At 64.6% G+C, this 18278-nt stretch carries 15 protein-coding genes; 10 read left to right on the top strand and 5 right to left on the bottom strand.

The features are described from left to right. The first annotated feature begins 13 nt into the window (after positions 1-13). Positions 14-1507 (top strand): HWE histidine kinase domain-containing protein, encoded by a 1494-nt coding sequence (locus QX039_RS11065; RefSeq protein WP_315770876.1) that lies wholly within the window; start codon positions 14-16, stop codon positions 1505-1507. Positions 1508-1521: 14 nt separating this feature from the next. Here the strand turns inward: QX039_RS11065 and QX039_RS11060 are convergent, their stop codons facing one another. Both QX039_RS11060 and QX039_RS11055 read right to left on the bottom strand, forming a co-directional pair. Continuing rightward, positions 1522-3807 (bottom strand): FdhF/YdeP family oxidoreductase, encoded by a 2286-nt coding sequence (locus tag QX039_RS11060; RefSeq protein WP_315770765.1) that lies wholly within the window; start codon positions 3805-3807, stop codon positions 1522-1524. A 266-nt stretch (positions 3808-4073) separates the two neighbouring features. Continuing rightward, positions 4074-4634, bottom strand: a complete 561-nt coding sequence (locus tag QX039_RS11055) for a type 1 glutamine amidotransferase domain-containing protein (RefSeq protein WP_315770767.1) — start codon at positions 4632-4634, stop codon at positions 4074-4076. On the opposite strand from QX039_RS11055, the gene QX039_RS11050 reads away from it, so the two are divergent. Then, complete coding sequence (locus tag QX039_RS11050; protein WP_315770769.1) at positions 4627-5211, top strand: hypothetical protein; 585 nt, start codon at positions 4627-4629, stop codon at positions 5209-5211. The genes QX039_RS11055 and QX039_RS11050 overlap by 8 nt on opposite strands. 103 nt (positions 5212-5314) lie before the next feature. Here the strand turns inward: QX039_RS11050 and QX039_RS11045 are convergent, their stop codons facing one another. After that, positions 5315-5509 carry a hypothetical protein gene (locus QX039_RS11045; protein ID WP_315738072.1) on the bottom strand — a complete coding sequence of 65 codons (195 nt, stop codon included), beginning with the start codon at positions 5507-5509 and terminating at the stop codon, positions 5315-5317. 289 nt (positions 5510-5798) lie between these two features. On the opposite strand from QX039_RS11045, the gene QX039_RS11040 reads away from it, so the two are divergent. Next, positions 5799-6086 (top strand): hypothetical protein, encoded by a 288-nt coding sequence (locus QX039_RS11040; RefSeq protein WP_315738073.1) that lies wholly within the window; start codon positions 5799-5801, stop codon positions 6084-6086. A 20-nt stretch (positions 6087-6106) separates the two neighbouring features. Here QX039_RS11040 and QX039_RS11035 read toward each other — a convergent pair whose 3' ends face one another. Beyond that, positions 6107-7468, bottom strand: a complete 1362-nt coding sequence (locus QX039_RS11035) for a glycoside hydrolase family 3 N-terminal domain-containing protein (RefSeq protein ID WP_315738074.1) — start codon at positions 7466-7468, stop codon at positions 6107-6109. Between the two features lie 210 nt (positions 7469-7678). On the opposite strand from QX039_RS11035, the gene QX039_RS11030 reads away from it, so the two are divergent. From QX039_RS11030 to QX039_RS11000, 7 genes are all read left to right on the top strand, one after another. Continuing rightward, positions 7679-9154: a DUF4173 domain-containing protein gene (locus tag QX039_RS11030; RefSeq protein WP_315770771.1), complete on the top strand. Its 1476-nt coding sequence runs from the start codon at positions 7679-7681 to the stop codon at positions 9152-9154. 23 nt (positions 9155-9177) lie between these two features. Continuing rightward, positions 9178-9879: a response regulator transcription factor gene (locus QX039_RS11025; protein ID WP_315738076.1), complete on the top strand. Its 702-nt coding sequence runs from the start codon at positions 9178-9180 to the stop codon at positions 9877-9879. Beyond that, a complete protein-coding gene (locus tag QX039_RS11020) occupies positions 9876-11486 on the top strand; it encodes an ATP-binding protein (protein WP_315738077.1) in 1611 nt (536 codons plus the stop codon). Before QX039_RS11025 ends, QX039_RS11020 begins: the two co-directional genes overlap by 4 nt. 276 nt (positions 11487-11762) lie before the next feature. Continuing rightward, positions 11763-13379, top strand: a complete 1617-nt coding sequence (locus QX039_RS11015) for an ABC transporter substrate-binding protein (RefSeq protein WP_315738078.1) — start codon at positions 11763-11765, stop codon at positions 13377-13379. A gap of 24 nt (positions 13380-13403) precedes the next feature. Then, positions 13404-14381 (top strand): ABC transporter permease, encoded by a 978-nt coding sequence (locus QX039_RS11010; protein WP_315738079.1) that lies wholly within the window; start codon positions 13404-13406, stop codon positions 14379-14381. Between the two features lie 2 nt (positions 14382-14383). Continuing rightward, positions 14384-15214, top strand: coding sequence for an ABC transporter permease (locus tag QX039_RS11005; protein ID WP_315738080.1), 831 nt, complete (start codon positions 14384-14386; stop codon positions 15212-15214). Then, positions 15211-16839, top strand: a complete 1629-nt coding sequence (locus QX039_RS11000; RefSeq protein ID WP_315738081.1) for an ABC transporter ATP-binding protein — start codon at positions 15211-15213, stop codon at positions 16837-16839. The genes QX039_RS11005 and QX039_RS11000 overlap by 4 nt, the downstream gene beginning before the upstream one ends. Here the strand turns inward: QX039_RS11000 and QX039_RS10995 are convergent. Next, positions 16836-18146, bottom strand: a complete 1311-nt coding sequence (locus tag QX039_RS10995) for an NAD(P)/FAD-dependent oxidoreductase (RefSeq protein ID WP_315738082.1) — start codon at positions 18144-18146, stop codon at positions 16836-16838. The two genes, QX039_RS11000 and QX039_RS10995, sit on opposite strands and share 4 nt — an antisense overlap. Positions 18147-18278: the final 132 nt, after the last annotated feature.

Here is an 18278-nt window from a genome sequence, read left to right as displayed (position 1 = left end):
ACGGTTCATCATGATGGAACATGCGAAGGTCAACATCCTCCTGGTCGACGATCAGCCGGCGAAGCTGCTGGCTTACGAGGTCATCCTGAAGGAACTCGGCGAGAAACTCGTAGTCGCCACCTCCGGGCGCGAGGCGCTCGAAATTCTGTTGAAGAACGAGATCGCGGTGATCCTCGTCGACGTCTGCATGCCCGAGCTCGACGGCTTCGAACTGGCGCAAATGATCCGTGAGCATCCGAGGTTCCAGAAGATTGCGATCATCTTCATCTCCGCCATCCAGGTGAGCGACTTCGATCGCCTTCGTGGCTATGAGATGGGCGCCGTCGACTACGTACCGGTTCCCGTCGTGCCGGAGGTACTGCGCGCCAAGATCAAGGTTTTTGCCGAGCTCTATCGCAAGACACGCGAGCTGGAACATCTCAACCTTGAGCTGGAGGACCGGGTACGGGCCCGCACGGCCGAGCTTGAGCGATCGACAGCAAAGCTCGTCGAGAGCGAGCAGCGTCGGAGCATGGCGATCGCGGCCGGCAGGATGGGCTCGTGGGACTGGGACGGTGTCAATGGCGATTGGATGTGGGACGAGGGCCAGTACCGTATCTTCGGCGTCTCGCCTCAGAGCTTCGAGCTGAACACCGTGAACATCATGGCGCTCCTGCACCGGGAGGATGCCGAGCGTGCCCGCCAGGTGGTCGCGGAATTTAGCCGAGGCACGACATCGTATGAGGCTGAGTTCCGGATCAACCGGCCAGATGGCGAAGAACGCTGGTGCGTCGGAACGGCCGCAGCGACAACCGACAGGACCGGTCGCGTGATCCGCGTCAGCGGGGTCACGATCGACATCACCGAGCGCAAACGCGCCGAGGAACGCCAGAACCTGCTGACCCGCGAGGTCGATCATCGCGCCAAGAATGCGCTGACCTTGGCCCAGTCGATCGTTCGCCTGACAAAAGCCGACAGCGTGAAGACCTATGTCGACGCGGTAGAGGGGCGCATCAGCGCGCTGGCCCGCGTACACACCATCCTCTCGCTATCAAGCTGGGAAGGTGCGAAGATAAGCCGGTTGGTGGCCGAAGAACTCGCGCCCTATGCGACTGGCGGCCAGGTCGCCTTCGACGGCGCCGAGCTGCAACTCGAGCCGGCGACCGCGCAGACGCTGGCGCTGGCGCTGCACGAGCTGGTGACAAACTCGGCCAAATACGGCGCGCTGTCGGTCCGCTCCGGGCATCTCTCAGTCAAATGGACCATCGAGAATGAGCGCCTGGATCTGATCTGGATTGAAACCGGCGGTCCCTTGGTGCGCGCGCCGACCTCGCGCGGCTTCGGCACGCGCAGCCTGATGGCCAGTGTGGAAAGCCAGCTCGGTGGGCGCGCCTCGTTCGACTGGCGTCCCGAAGGATTGGTGTGCCGGCTGGTCGTCCCGCTCCGCCCCGGCGCGACCCCGCCGGAGATCACAAGCCCTTGCGCAACGGCGGCGCCGGGCGACGCACGACAACGGGCTGCGGGCTGACCGCTCCGGACGGCTCAGGCGGCCATGTCGCGCGAGATCCGGACCGGGATCGACTTGGCGGCGGGCACCTTGCTCCCCTCCGCGTAGTGCCATAGCGGAATCAATCCGTTGCATTCGGGGTAGTAGGCCGCAACGCTGTAGCGCGGAATGTCGAACGCCACCGCCTGAAGTCCGCCCAGCGAGCGCGCCACGCCGTCATCGGCCTCGGTCGAAAGCCGAACCAGTTCGCTCTGCTTGATGCCCAGATCAGCCATGTCGCTCGCGTTCATGAAAACGATCTGACGGCCGCCCGTGACGCCGCGAAATCGGTCGTCCTCGTTGTAGATGGTGGTGTTGAACTGGCCGTCGGCGCGCAAGGTCATCAGCTGGTACACGCCATTGCCTTCCTCCGGCGGATTGAGTGCCGCCTTGGGCACGGTGAAGTTCGCCTTGCCGGTCGATGTCTTCCATTTGCGTTCGCGGGCGCCAATGGGCCGCGGAAAGCCGCCGGGCTGAAACAGGCGCTTGTTGAAGTCCTTGAACTGGTCGGGATAGGTTCGCTCGATGGCATCTCTGACGCGCGCGTAGTCGCCGACCCAGGCATCCCAGTCGACTCGCGGATTTGGCTTCAGGGTGGCCTTGGCGAGACCGGCGACAATGGCTGGTTCGGACAACAGGGTCTCGGCGACTGGCTGGCGCTGGCCGCGCGAGCCGTGAATGCAGGTAGCGGAGTCCTCCATCGAGACCGCCTGCTCTCCGCCCGCCTGCCGGTCGATTTCGATGCGGCCGAGGCACGGCAACAGATAGGTCACCTCGCCCGGAACGAGGTGACTGCGATTGAGCTTGGTTGCGATCTGCACCGACAGCCGCAGCTTCGACCATGCCGGCTCCATCAGCGAACGTTCCGGAATGGCGCGCAGGAAATTGCCGCCGAGGCTGACGAAGCCCTTCACGTCGCCCTTGATGATGCCCTGGCAGGCATCGACCGTGCTGAGACCGTCCCAGCGCGGCGGCTCGAAGGAATAAAGCTCGGCCAGCTTGTCGAGCGGCACGAGCTTGGTCTTCTCCGAGATTCCCACGGTACGCTGCCCCTGCACGTTGGAATGGCCGCGGACAGGCGAGATACCCGCCCCGGGCTTCCCGATGTTGCCGCGCAATAGCAGCAGATTCACGATCATCTTGGCTGTCTCGACGCCATGGCGATGCTGGGTAATTCCCATCCCATAGTTGGCTATGACGGCGCGTGAGCCTGCGTAGACCTTGGCAGCCTCCAGAATGGCGCTGCGCGTGAGGCCGGAGGAGCGTTCGATATCGCTCCACGACGCCTGCCTGCAGCAGGTTGCGAAAGCTTCGAAGCCGGACGTGTGCTGCTCGATGAAGGCGACATCGAGCACGCGCGGGCTCCTGGTCGCGACCGCGGCATCATCCGCCTCGATCACGGCCTTGCACAATCCGAGTGGCGCCGCACCATCGCCGCCAATGCGCAGCTGATGATACTGCGTGCTGATCCGCGTTCCCCCGGTCAGCACCATTTGAATGGGATTTTGCGGATTGGTGAAGCGCTCCAGCCCACGCTCCCGCAGCGGATTGAACGTGATGATGGGCACGCCGCGTTGTGCCGCCTTCTGCAACGGATGCAGCATGCGCGGCGAGTTGGTCGTCGTGTTCTGGCCGAAGAAGAAGAAGCAATCTGCCTTGTCGAAATCCTGAAGGAGCGCCGTACCGACGGGGACGCCAATCACCTCCGGCAGAGCCACTGATGTGGATTCGTGGCACATGTTGGAGCTGTCGGGAAAATTGTTGGTGCCGTACATGCGGTCGAACAACTGATACATGTAGCTGGTCTCGAGCGAAGCCCGGCCCGAGGTATACATCACGACCGAATGCGGATCGAGATTGTTCAACTCCGCGCCGACGTCACGAAAGGCCTCCTCCCAGCTCACGGCGACATAGCGATCCGCCGCAGCATCGTAGCGCAGGGGATGAGCAAGACGCCCTTGCTCTTCCAGCTGATGATCCGACCATGTCCGTAACTCAGCTAGCGTGTGCCGAGCAAAGAACTCCGGTCCGACCGTCTTGCCGGTGATTTCCCACGCGGTTGCCTTGGCGCCATTCTCGCAGAATTCGAACGGGTGCGGCTTTGCCGGCTTGGCCCAGGAGCAGCTGACGCACATGAAGCCGCCTGGCTTGTTCTGTTTGAGCAGGATCTCGCTGCCGAGCAGCGTGACCTCCTCCTGCGTCAGGATGCTCGCGACCGCGCGCACCGATCCCCAACCGCCGGCCGGAGCCTTGTAGTCCTCGATTTTTGCTTTCTCACTCACGACACATCTCCCGCGGCCCGTTCAAGAGCGGCAAACCCGGGATAAGCAGCGAAGTTCCGACGTCTCACTGAACGTTGCGAGGCCGTCGACCACTGGCCAATGTGCGATCGGGGGCGGAATTGGGAACGACCCAGCCCGCCGCGCGTCTTTTCTGGGCCTCTGGCGGCGTTCCCCCATTGCGCTGGAGGCGCTCCGTGTGGACTGCGGCCCAGCGTCCGAACACCTTCGGACGCTGGGCCCGTCCCCGCGCCCCGATCGCTGCGGACTCAGGCCGCATTGCGCTTGAGATGGCGGCCTTCCTTGACCTCTTCGATGATCTTGGCGCTGAAGGCTTCCAGATCGCTGGGATTGCGCGAGGTGATCACGCCCTGATCGACCACGACCTCCGCGTCCTGCCACTGCGCGCCGGCATTGGCGACGTCCGTCTTGATCGATTTGTAGGACGTCATCTTGCGCCCCTTGGCAATTCCCGTCTCGATCAGGAGCCACGGCGCATGACAGACCGCCGCAACGATCTTCTTGGCTTCGAAGATCTCCTTGATGAATCGCAGTGCCTTCGGCTCCAGACGCAGCAGATCCGGATTGATCTGGCCGCCCGGCAGCACGATGGCGTCGTAGTCCGCAGCAGAAGCCTGGTCCAAAGTCTTGTCGACCTTGACGGACCGTCCCCAATCCTTGTCATCCCAGCCTTTGATCTCGCCCGGCGCGAGCGAGATGATCTCGACGGTCGCGCCCGCCTGCTTGAGGCGATCGCGCGGCACTTCGAGCTCGGATTGCTCGAACCCGTTGGTCGCGAGGATCGCGATCTTCTTTCCCTTGATGTCCATTGAATTCTCCTGGAAATTCGACACCGCGGGCAACCTCGCGCTTGCGTCCATGTTCCGCCGGGCGGGCCGGACGGATCGTCACAACTGGTCGATCGGATCGGCAAGCTCCTGCGTGGAACCAGCCAGCACCTGCAGCAGTTTGTCTGGACGTGCCTGCCTCGAATGGACGGCCGGCTTTGAGCAGCGCGGCATCGCTGCCTCGATGGATCGCAATCTGGAGGCGTTCGTGCCCTACGCATTGTTTGAGAATGACGAACAGCTGACCCGTCCGTTTCGTACCGAGCGCGAGGTCTGGGAGGCTGCGGAACAGGCTGATCTCATCACGCTCGGCACGCACGGCGAAAAGATCCTGGACAACAATTTCGAGATCAAATCGTGCGAGGCTACCGCGGAAGAGCTCATGGCCGTGCCGCCGGACATCGTCTTGCCCGAGGCTCGGACCTCCGAACCGGCGCCAACGACGGCAGCCAACAGGAAGTCGCAGGGCTCCGCACGCCCCAGCCAGGGTGCAACGGATCAGGATGAAGTCGGCTCGGGCGCGCCGAACAACGACCTGTCGCAAGCATCGAACCGCTGACGCACATCGGCCGGTCAGAGCCCTCGCGTCCGGAGGGTCCGTTTTTCGCTCTGGCTCCAGACGACTGGCATCGCTCCGCGATGCTCCCAACGCCGCCAGCATCTCATGCGTGCCGGGCGCCCCGCTGCTTGCGAGGCAGCAGGCTCGCCTGCTCCACCTTGCGCTGCTCGCGCTGCTGCCGCAGCCGCTCGAGAGTTTGCAGCATGCGCTGCAACAGCGCCTCGGCCGCGGCTGTCGCCACTCCGGCTCGCCGCAGTTGCAAGATTTCACGACGCTGCCGCCCGACCTGTAGACGCATTCGATCGATCTCGTCTCGGACCCAACACAGATCGCGCATGGAGCACCCATAGGCAAGCATCGCTGCAATCTAGAACAAATCATGAACTTACGCAAGCCACTCCACAGGCTGGGGCATCCGAACTGATTAATGAGATCGAGACGCTCGCGGGGGACTGGAGCGTTCGTGCCCCAAGTAATCAGGACAACAGATCGACAAATGGTATTCCCATGTTGCCGATGCCGGCCTGGAGCCGTCGCGAATCAAGACCTGGTTGTTTAGTCTTCGCGGCATTTCGCGGGAGTGCACCATGGTTGCGGACAGTGACAGCAAGGTTGCCTGGCATCGCGCCCAGCTCAAAAAGAATCGTGCGGTCTTGAAGCAGATCGAGACGGCCCGGTTCACCGTCGGCGAGAGCGCCGACGGGAAAGCGCTGGAACTGACCAAGCGGCAAGTGGCTGAGCTCCAGCTCAAGATTCGTGAGTCCGAGCAGGTCATTGCCCAGCACGATAAGCAGACGCGACGCCCGCTGGCGACCGACCTGCGTAGCCTCTCCAACGTCGCCTGGCGCAACTGGACGGGCAACGGCCCGCGCTGAGTGTGGGCTCCTGCTGCGAGTCAGTCGACGACATTCCGACGCACGCCTTCCACCCGAACCGTCGAGATGGTCGAAGGCTCGGACGGATTGTCCTCAGGCCTCCAGCGCCTCAGCCGCTCATCGCTCCTCCGGAGTGCATCGAGATCGATGCGTCTTTCCGCCAGAGCTTCCTTGGCGCAAGCAAGCACGCGATGGAACTGGGTCCCGTCATAGGCCACCAGCAAGAGATCGGCGCCGCCATTGAGCGCTTCCACAACGGCTTTGCACAGATCATTGCCATAGACCGCCCCCATGACCAGATCATCCGTCACGATCACGCCCTGATAGTTCCAGCGGCCGCGAATGAGGCCATCGAGCACGGCCTTGGAATGTGAGGCAGGCCGTTCTGGATCGATCGCATAGACCATCACGTGACCGACCATCATTGCCGCGTGCGAGCCCTGCAGCACTTGTCGGAACGGCCGCCAATCCGACTGTTCCAACACATCGACTGCCGTGTCGAGCTGTGCCGAGAAGTGATGCGTGTCCGCCGCGACGCGCCCGAGGCCAGGGAAGTGCTTCACCGCCGCGCGAACACCGCTTGCTTCCAGGCCGCGGACATAACCAAGCGCGATGTCGCCGACCACCGTGGGATCGTTGGAGATCGCGCGCCGGCCGATCAAGGTGTGGAAGTCCAGTCGGTTGCGCGTCCAGCTCGGGCGAAGGTCGACGACAGGAGCCAGATTGAGGGTGATGCCCGCAGCCGCGAGCGCCTCACCTTGGGTACGTCCCATCGCGAACGCATCCTGCGCGCGGCGAGAGGCCGGCAGATCGGCCAGCGTCGCGAGGCCGGGCATGTTCGGCAGGGTCGGAGACAGGTGTGCGACAGTGCCTCCCTCCTGATCCGCCGCAACCAGCAGGGGCGACAGCCCGGCGCTCCGGCGCTCGGCCTGCAATCGCGCGATCTCGGCGCGCAATTGAGGCTCGGTCCGGCCACGTACGTTGTGGTGTGTCACATAGACGCCCGCGATCAATCCCTGTCGCGCCAGCGCGGCGGCGTCGTCCACGGCCGTGTAGCCGACGATGAAATGCCGGCCGAGCAGATGCGCCACGTCCGGGGGCGTGCGGAACGTCTCGTACTTGCGCCAAGCAAACATGAACTGCGTCGACGTCAGCATGATCAGCGGAACACACCATGCCACGACGAGAGCGCGTCCGGCGGCATCCCGCCGCCACCGACCGCCGAGCATCAGTAGCAGCGGAACGGCAAGTCCTATGAGAAGCAGGGCTGCGTGGCCGCTGCCCCGCAGCCGAACCAGATAGGGCTCGTTGCTGTTCAGCGTGACGAAAATGAAGAGCAGAGCAAGAAGCCAGAGAACCGCGGTCCTGATACGTCCGAGCATGTGTGCAGCCGATCATCCCAGGGAAAGACGACCATTGCGTAACAATCACGCTTCCCCTGCGCCAGATGTGGAATCGCGTCTGCACGAAATCTGCAAACAAACCCTGAAATGCTGCAGACCATCTCCGGCACCGCTGCACACGCGGGGGTCATGCTCGCTTCATCGGCGGGCGCTGCCGACCGAGTCGTGATTCAACCAAGGACTACTTCAATGAAAGGCTCCGCCGAGCTGACGGCTTCCCCAGAGGCATCTGAGTCCATGTGGCACAAGTTCATCATCGCGATCGGCCTGCTCGGGCTCGCCGACATCCTGCTTTACGACCAGACGCTAGGCCTCTCCTTCCCGATCTTTGCGGCAGCGCTCTTCGCAGCCAGCCTCCTCGCCAATCACGACCGGATCCACCGCCCGCGCGCGATTCTTGCGAATATCGTCCTCGTTGCAGGCCTGTTGCCCGCGATCGAGGACCTGACGACGTTGTCGGTATTGATCGTCGTCCTCGGGACGATATCGGCCGTCGCCCTGTCGACCGATCCGGCCGCCGAAGGACTTCTCGTGCCGCTGAGCGCAGCACGGCAACTTCTTCTGATCGGACCGTTCCAACTGATCCCCGATACTTTGGCCACGCTTCGTGCCAACGATTTTACACGCATCGTGCTGACCTGGAGCATCCCCCTCGCCCTCAGCCTCGTCTTCATTCTCCTGTTCGCGGCAGCCAATCCCGTCATCGAGCAATGGCTCGACGAACTGCATCCTCAGCACATTGCGTCGAGCCTGAGCGTGGGCCGTCCCATCTTCTGGCTCCTGATGGTGTCCCTGATCTGGCCATTCATCAACTTGCGCAGGCGCCAACGAGGCAAGACGCAACGTCCTCCGATCGATCTCGATGGCGACGACCAGGCGCCGTCGGTCGTCAGCCCCCTCCTCAACCAGCAGACCGTCGTCCGCTCCTTGATTCTGTTCAACCTGCTGTTTGCGATCCAGACCGCCCTGGATGGCGTCTATCTGTGGGGACATGCGGCGCTTCCCAACGGAATGACTTACGCGACCTACGCCCACCGAGGCGCCTACCCGCTGATCGCTACGGCACTTCTGGCGGCCGCCTTTGTCATCGCCGCCGTCCGCTCGGGACAGGAGGGGTCGCGGCTCATCCGCCCGCTCGTCTATCTCTGGGTCGCACAGAACGTGATGCTGGTCGCATCCTCGATTCAGCGGGTCCACATCTATATCGAGAGCTATCTCCTGACGCAGTGGCGCATCGCGGCTCTGATATGGATGGCGCTGGTCGCCGTGGGACTGATCCTGATCATGGCGCGGATCATTCTGGAGAAGCCCAATGCATGGCTCGTGCGCATGAACCTGCTTGCGCTCGCGGCGACGCTTTACGGCTGCGCGCTGGTCAATTTCAACGGGCTGATCGCCGACTACAACGTGACCAACAGCCGTGAGGCAGGACGCAGCGGCTCTGCCATCGATAGGGACTATCTTTCCAGCCTCGGTACCCAAGCCCTGCCGGCCGTGCGGCGGGCCATGTTGCTGTTGCCGCAGGACGCCGGTCTGCCCCGGATCCACGACCGGCTGCTGGACCAGCAGGTGGCCGAAATGGCGTCGTGGCGATCCTGGAGTTTTCGCGGCTGGCGCTTGCAGCGCTATCTCGATAGACATCCTCTAACGCAGAATCCCAGTTGATGCCTCGCCGCGGAGCCCTGGCCGTGTCCCCCCGAATCCTCATTGTCGACGATGACGCGCATATCCGCGAGGTCCTGCGTGTCGCCGTGAGCAAGGCCGGCATGGCGGTGACGGAGGCGGCCGACGGTCGGGCCGCGCTGGTCAGGTTCGCTGAGGACCGGCCCGACCTCATCGTGCTCGACGTCGGCATGCCGGAGTTCGACGGGCTCGAAGTCTGCCGGCGCATCCGCCGGACCTCGCAGGTGCCGATCCTGTTCCTGTCGGCGCGCGACGAGGAGATCGACCGCATTCTCGGGCTCGAGATCGGCGGCGACGACTACGTGACCAAGCCGTTCAGCCCGCGCGAGCTGGTTGCCCGCGTCAACGTCATTCTCCGCCGGGTCAACTCCGGTGCTGCGGATCGTACGCTCGAACCGGAGGAGCTGGCGCACGGCAGGCTTCGTCTCGACTCGCAGCAGCATCTGGCGCGCTTCGGCGATACGCCGCTGACGCTCACAGCGCTGGAGTTCAGCATCCTGCGCACGCTGATGACGCGTCCTGCAGTCGTTTTCAGTCGCGAGCAGATCATGACCGCCGCCTATCAGCTCAACATCCAGGTCTCCGACCGAACGATCGACAGCCACATCCGCAACATCAGAGCGAAGCTCGCAGCCGCGCATTGCGACGACGCGATCGAGACCGTCCATGGCGTGGGCTTCCGGCTCGGCCGCTGCGGCGCCTCATGATCGCGCCCAAGCCCAGGGCGAAATGGCGGCCGTCGCTGGGACAGATCGTCTTCGGCGTGCTGGCGCTGGTCGCCACCCTGCCCCTGGTCGGGCTGTTCTTCTTTCGCATCTACGACAACCAGCTGATCCGTCAGACACAGGCAGAGCTGATCGCGCAGAGCCGTGTGCTCGCGGCGGTCTTTGCCGAGGAGGTGTCCGCGCGCCTTGCCGCTGGCCTTCCGCTCGGCGCCGAAATCCCGCCCGAGGCACGCCCCGATTCCGCAGACGAGGTGACACCCATCCGTCCCCTGCTCGATCTGCTGGCCAACGATCTGTTCGTCCGCCGCCCGGACGCCCGCGACGCGATCCATCCTGCGGATCCCGCCTATGTCGCGATTGGCGCGCGGCTGCTTCCGATCGTCAGGGAGACGCAGAAGGTCACCTTGGCCGGATTCCGTGTGCTCGATCCGCAAGGCGTCGTGATCGCCGGCCGCGATGAAATGGGCAAGTCACTCGCCCATATCGACGAGGTGGCTGCCGCGCTGAAGGGACGCTACAGCGCCGCGCTCCGCATTCGCATTCCGGACAAGACGCCGCCACCGATCTATTCGATCAGCCGCGGCGTCGGTGTCCATGTGTTCTCGGCCATGCCGGTGGTCGTCAACGATCGCGTCGCCGGCGTCATCTACACCTCGCGGACGCCCCGCAACATCTTCGAGCATCTTTATCAAGAGCGCGGCAAGTTCGTTGCCGCAGGCTCCGCCATTGTCCTCACGACGCTGCTGGTCGGCCTCATCGTGGCACGGACGATCACACGGCCGATGCGCGAGCTGGTCGATCGCGCCGGCAGGATCGGACGCAACGATCCCGCCGGTTTCCGCCCGCTCGCCCATTACGGCACCCGCGACTTCGCCGAGCTCGCCGAGCACTTCTTCGCCATGGCCGAGCAACTGGCCCAACGCTCCAACTACATCCGGAGCTTTTCCGCGCATCTGACGCACGAGCTCAAATCGCCGTTGACCTCGATCAAGGGCGCAGCCGAGCTGCTGCTCGACTCTCTGGCCAGTCCTTCCGAGACCTTGACACGCGCCGAGCAGGAGAAATTCCTCACCAACATCCTTGGCGACGCCGACCGCCTCGCGGCGCTGGCCCAACGCTTGCGCGAGCTGGCACGGGCGGAGACGGTGTCGACGGTCGAGGCCGGTAGCATAGCCGAGGCCGTCAGCACGCTGCGAGCGCGTTTCCCGTCGACCGTCATCGAGACGTCCGGCCCTGTCGAGCGCAGCACCATGCTCCCGAACGAGACCGCGCTGATCGTGCTCACGCATCTCGTCGACAACGCCGTCCGGCACGGCGCCCGGCGCATCCGCCTCGAGGCCGAGGAGAGCAAGGAGATGCTGATCGTCATCGCCAGCAATGACGGCGATCCGATCTCGCCGGAGAACCGCGACCGCATCTTCGATGCCTTCTTCACGACCCGGCGCGACAGCGGCGGTACCGGCATGGGGCTGTCGATCGTGCGCGCCATCATGGCAAGCCATGGCGGCGAGATCTCGCTGCGGCCGGGCGACAACGGTGTTGCGTTCGAGCTGCGGCTGCCGATCGAAGGCCCCATGACGTCGACCTGAGATAGCGCAGTCTATTGGCACCGCGTCAGAGTTGCCTCCGGTCGGTTCGTGGCAGCCGGCAATCCCCACCTCATTCAAGTCCCCGTCGGCGAAGATCTTCTCCCATTCGTTTGTATACGAGCAATATATGCCACGGTGCCGCCGGCTGCATGGACCGGCCGAGAATGCCGCAGATCTGCATCGCAATTCGCAAATGACTTGGACCCGCGATCCGCGTAATCTTCGCCGCAATTGCACCATCGGCCAGCGTCCCCGCTTGGCCTTCGGGAGACCTTGATGAATTCGAGCCGTTTCGAGATCAGCCGCCGGACCGCCCTCCTGACCTCCGCCGCCATCGCCGCGAACGTGGTCAATCCATTCCGGGCCTTCGCCCAGGAGACCCCGCGCAAAGGCGGCGTATTCAACGTGCATTACGGCGCCGAGCAGCGCCAGCTCAACCCGAGCCTTCAGGCATCGACCGGCGTCTACATCATCGGAGGCAAGATCCAGGAGAACCTCGTCGACCTCGATGCCAACGGCCAGCCGGTCGGCGTGCTTGCCGAGAGCTGGGAGGCGACGCCGGATGGCAAGACCGTCACTTTCAAGCTGCGCAAGGGCATCACCTGGCATGACGGCAAGCCGTTCACGTCGGAGGACGTCGCCTTCACCGCGATGAACATGTGGAAGAAGATCCTCAACTACGGATCGACCTTGCAGCTGTTCCTGACAGCGGTCGACACGCCGGATCCGCAGACCGCGATCTTCCGCTACGAGCGGCCGATGCCGCTCAACCTGCTCCTGCGCGCGCTACCCGATCTCGGCTACGTCTCGGCCAAGCACATCTATGAGAGCGGCGACATCCGGCAGAACCCCGCCAACCTCGCCCCCATCGGCACCGGTCCGTTCAAGTTCGTGAAGTACGAGCGCGGGCAATACATCATGGCCGAGCGCAACACCGATTATTGGCGGCCGAACGCGCCCTACCTCGATCGCATCGTGTGGAAAGTGATCACTGACCGCGCCGCCGCAGCCGCGCAGATGGAGGCCGGCGAGTTGCACTACAGCCCGTTCTCTGGCCTGACCATCTCCGACATGGCGCGGCTCGGCAAGGACAAGCGCTTCATCGTCTCGACGAAGGGCAACGAGGGCAACGCGCGCACCAATACGCTCGAGTTCAACGTCCGCCGCAAGGAGCTGGCGGACGTGAAGGTCCGCCGCGCCATCGCGCATGCGATCAACGTTCCCTTCTTCATCGAGAACTTCCTCGGCGATTTCGCCAAGCTGGGCACCGGCCCGATCCCGTCGACCTCGACCGACTTCTACCCCGGCGCCAATACGCCGCAATATCCCTACGACAAGGTCAAGGCGGCAGCGCTCTTGGACGAGGCCGGCTACAAGCCCGGCTCCGGCGGCACCCGCTTCTCGCTGCGGCTGCTGCCCGCGCCATGGGGCGAGGACATCTCGCTGTGGTCGACCTTCCTCCAGCAATCGCTGGGCGAGGTCGGCATCGCGATCGAGATCGTGCGCAATGATGGCGGCGGTTTCCTCAAGCAGGTCTATGACGAGCACGCCTTCGATCTCGCGACCGGCTGGCACCAGTATCGCAACGATCCGGCCGTCTCGACCACGGTCTGGTACCGCTCCGGGCAGCCCAAGGGCGCGCCGTGGACCAACCAGTGGGGGTGGGACAACGCCAAGATCGACAAGATCATCGATGACGCGGCGACCGAGGTCGATCCGGCCAAGCGCAAGGCGCTCTATGCCGATTTCGTGCGCGAGGCCAATACCGAGCTGCCGGTGTGGATGCCGATCGAGCAGATCTTCGTCACCGTGATCACGGCCAAGGCGCGCAACCACTCGAACACGCCGCGCTGGGGATCGTCGAGCTGGCACGATCTGTGGCTTTCCGCCTGAGCCGGAATCCGTCAGGATAAGGCCATGCGCATCTTGAGCCTTGCGGGGCGGCGGCTCGCCGCCTCGATCCCCACCCTGTTCCTGATCCTGATCGGCGTCTTTCTTCTGCTGCAACTCGCGCCGGGCGACACGGTCGACGCGATGATGGCCCAGATGGGCGGCGGCGATGCTGCGACTGCCCGCGAGCTGCGCCGCTTCTATGGGCTGGATCTGTCGGTCCCGATGCAGCTGGCCAATTACCTGTGGCGGCTGGTGCGCCTCGATCTCGGATTCTCCGCGATCTACGGCAAGCCCGTCGCCGCCGTGATCCTGGAGCGGCTGCCGCCGACCCTGCTGTTGATGACTTCGTCCCTGTCCTTTGCCTTTTTCTTCGGTCTTGTCTTCGGGGTGATCGCTGCGCGCGACGTCAACCGGTGGCCCGACACGCTGATCTCCACCGTGGGGTTGATCTTCTACGCGACCCCGTCGTTCTGGTTTGGTCTGATGGCCATCGTCGTGTTCTCGATCTACCTGCAGTGGCTGCCAGCCGGCGGCTTCGAGGATATCGGCGCGGTCACGAGCGGCCTCTGGCGCGTGCTCGACATCGCCCGCCACCTGATGTTGCCGTCCTTGACGCTCGGCCTGATCTTCCTGGCCATCTATCTACGCATCATGCGCGCATCCATGCTCGAGGTCCAGAACCTCGATTTCGTCCGCACCGCACGTGCCAAGGGCCTCGACGAGACCCGCATCATTACCCGCCACGTTCTGCGCAACGCGCTCCTGCCGATGGTCACGCTGATCGGACTGCAGGCGGGGACGATGCTCGGCGGCTCCGTCGTCGTCGAGACCGTGTTCTCGCTGCCTGGCCTCGGACGCCTTGCCTATGAATCCGTGGTCCAGCGCGATCTCAACACCCTGCTCGGCATCGTGTTCGTCTCCGCGCTCCTGGTGATCGTGGTCAACTTCATCACCGATCTGCTCTATGCGCGGCTCGACCCGCGCATCACGGCGGAGAACTGAGCATGGACGCCGTGAAACGCTATTTCCGCAGTCCCTCCGCGGTGTTCGGCCTAATCCTGCTTCTTGTGGTGGTGGGCATGGCGATCAGCGCCGGCTATCTCTATCCGCGCGATCCGCTCGCGCTCGCCGGGCGTCCGCTGATCTGGCCGTTCGCCAATCCGCGCTTCCTGCTCGGCACCGACAATTCCGGCCGCGACATTGCCGCCCAGATCTTTCATGGCGCCCGCATCTCGCTCCTGATCGGCGGCGTCGCGACGCTGATTGCCGTGGCGATCGGCGTCATGGTCGGCGCGCTCGCGGGCTACTACGGCGGATGGGTCGACAACATCCTGATGCGCATCACCGAGGCCTTCCAGACGCTGCCGAACTTCGTGCTGCTGCTGGTACTGGTGGCGGTGTTCGGCTCGACCTTGACGACGGTCACGATCGCGGTTGGCATCGTGTCGTGGCCCGCGCCGGCGCGGCTGACGCGGGCGGAGTTCCTGTCGCTGCGCGGCCGCGAATTCGTCCAGGCCGGCCGCACGCTCGGCATGCGCGACACCCAGCTGATCCTGGGCGAGATCCTGCCCAACGCGCTGCCCCCGGTGATCGTCTATGCCGGCGTCGTGATGGCGGTCGCGATCCTCCTGGAGAGTGCACTCGCCTTCCTGCGGCTGTCCGACGCCAACGTCGCCTCCTGGGGCAACCTGATCGGTCTCGGGCGCGATGTGCTGCGCGTGCAGTGGTACGTGTCGGCGATCCCCGGCGTTGCCATCCTCATCACCGTGCTTGCGGTGTCGCTGGTCGGCCAGGGCCTCAACGATGCACTGAACCCGCGGCTGAAGCAGCGATGAGTCCAGCACAGCCCGTTCTGACCGTGGATCGCCTCAGCGTTCGTCTGCCGAAAGGCGCCGACCGCACGCATGCCATCTCCGAGGTCTCGCTTGCGATCGCCGAAAACGAGATCGTCTGCATCGTCGGCGAATCCGGCTCCGGCAAGTCGATGATGGCCAATGCCATCATGCGGCTGCTGCCCGACGGTGTAGGCACGGATGGCGGACGCATCCTGTTTACCGGGCGCGATCTCTGCACCGCCACGGCGGCCGAGATGCGCAGCATTCGCGGCGCCGAGATCGCGATGGTGTTCCAGGAGCCGATGACCGCGCTCAATCCGTTGCGCACGATCGGCGACCAGATCGGCGAGGTCTTCGACATCCATACCGATCTCTCCAAGGCCGAGATCAGGTCGCGCGTGCTGTCCCTGTTGTCCGACGTCCATATTCCCGATCCGCCGCGCGCGGCGAAGGCGTATCCGCACGAGTTGTCCGGCGGCCAACGCCAGCGCGCGATGATCGCCATGGCCTTGGCGCTCGATCCGAAGCTGCTGATCGCCGACGAGCCGACCACGGCGCTCGATGTCACGACGCAGGCCCAGATCCTCAAGCTGATCCGCGAGCTGCAGCAGCGGCGCAAGACCGCGGTGCTGTTCATCACCCACGACTTCGGTGTCGTCGCCGAGATCGCCGACCGCGTCGTCGTGATGCAGCATGGGATCGTCGTCGAACAGGGCGCGGCGGCGGATATCCTGCAACGGCCGCAGCATGACTACACCAGGCAGTTGATCGCCGCGGTGCCGCCCGTGGCGGCGCCCCCGGCACGCGAGCTGTCGGACCGGATGATCCTCACCATCTCCGGCGTCTCGAAGACCTATCGCACCGGTGGCTTCCTCGGCCGCGGCGAGCGCGTCACCCATGCGGTCAGGGACGTCTCGCTCGCACTGCCAAAGGGCGCAACGCTCGGCGTTGTCGGCGAATCGGGCTCCGGAAAATCCACCCTCGCCCGCTGCATCATCCGCCTCATCGATCCCGATGCAGGAACGATCCTGCTCGACGGTCAGGACTGGGCTCGCCTCTCGCGCAGCGAGGTCAGAAGCCGGACCCGGCAGATGCAGATGGTGTTTCAGGACCCGTTCGCCTCGCTGAATCCCCGGCGCAAGGCGGTCGAGCTGGTGGCGCAGGGACCGATCGTGCACGGCACCGCCCGAGACCAGGCGCTGACCGAGGCGCGCGAGCTGTTCAGCCTGGTGGGGCTCGACCCGTCCGCCGCCGATCGCTTCCCGCATGAGTTCTCCGGAGGTCAGCGTCAGCGCATCGGGCTGGCGCGCGCGCTGGCACTAAGGCCCAAGGTGCTGGTCGCGGACGAACCGGTGTCCGCGCTCGACGTCTCCGTCCAGGCGCAGGTGTTGAAGCTGCTGACCAGCCTGCGCGAGCGGCTCGACCTGTCGATCATCTTCATCACGCATGACTTGCGCGTTGCAGCCCAGATCTGCGATCTGGTCGCGGTGATGAAGGACGGCGTCGTCGTCGAGCATGGACCCACGCACGACGTGTTCGGCAACCCGCAGCATCCGTATACGCAGGCTCTGCTCGAGGCCATTCCGGGCGGCGACTTCGCCCGGACCGAACATCCCACCTCTTAGCTGATCTCGCGCGCGTCACGGTATCGGTACAAGAGCAGCATCAGCGGCGCAAACGGACGCAGCAGGGCGTGCGCCGGAATGGTGACCGGCTCCGTGAATGGCAGCGCCAGCTCGTTCGCCGACACGCCGCGCACCGCTTTCGCAAGCTCCGCACCGAGGGGGATCGTGAGCGCGACCGCCCGGCCGTTGCAGCCGGTCCAGCCATAGGCATCAGGACCGAGGCGATGAATCCGCGGCATGTAGTCCGTGGTCATGCCGACATAGCCGTTCCAGACGTAGTCGAACCTGACCTCGCCGATCTGCGGCCACAGGCGCTGCAGGCGTTCGGCGACCCGCGCCTTCAGCCGCTCGGCCTTATTGCCGGGGCCGATCACGGCGCCGCCGGTGACCAGCCGGTTGCGGGCGTCGTAACGCGCAAAATAGAGTTCGCCATGGGTATCGGACATCGCCTGCCGCGCCGGGATGACGGTCTTCCGCACATTGTCCGACAGCGGCTGCGTCGCCATCTGCCACGACAGCACCGGCATCACCTCGTGCGCGATATCCGGTGCGAGCGCCTTGGAGAACTCGCCGCTATAGGCATTGCTCGCCAGCACCAGCGCGCGCGCCGACAGCTCCCCTCGTGCGGTGCGCACGATCCAGCGATCCCCCCGCCGGGCGAAATCGATCACCGGCGAGCGCGCATAGATCCGGCCTCCCAGGTTCAGCACCGTCCGCGCCAAGCCACGCGCCAGCGCGAGCGGATTGATGTGGCCGCCGGTCTTGTTCCAGAAGCCGCCATGCCAGGCGTCCGAGCCGAGCATGTCTCGCGCCTGATCGCGCGACAGCAGCTCGACCGGCGCGCCGAACTTCGACCACTGCTTGAACCTGCGCTCGGCGATCTTGATGCGGCCGGGCGTATGCACCGGCTGGACCCAGCCGGCCTGCTCATGCTCGGCGTCGATGTTGTACCGTCTCACGGTATCGAACAGACTGAACGCGCTGTCGCGTAACATCGCCACGAAGCGCTCGCCCGCGGCGCCATGACGCGCGACGAGATCGTCAGGATCGGGACGTGACAGCGTCGGAATGACCTGACCGTTGTTCCGGCCGGATGCGCCCCAGCCCGGCTCCATCGCCTCGACGATCGCGACATCGACGCCGGCCTCGCGCAGATGCAGCGCCGTCGACAAGCCGGTGAAGCCGCCGCCGATGATCACGACATCGGCCTGCAAGCTGCCCTGTAGCACGGGCAGATCAGGGCCAGGCGGGGTCTGTGCGGCCCACAAGGACGGCGGCCATTGAACGTTTTCTGCGGTCATGCTCATGGAGGACAGCTCATCCTTGCTGATCGACCAACATCCCGGAGGTCGATCTTGCCTTGCACCCGGCGCCCGGCTGCGCCGGTTGCGGTGCATGGGTCGATTGGGCATAGTTCGGCCGCCAATATGCCAAGTTCG

Source organism: Bradyrhizobium sp. SZCCHNR1043 (assembly GCF_032489675.1).
Taxonomy (GTDB): Bacteria; Pseudomonadota; Alphaproteobacteria; order Rhizobiales; family Xanthobacteraceae; genus Bradyrhizobium.
This window is presented reverse-complemented; position numbering and strand designations above follow the sequence as displayed.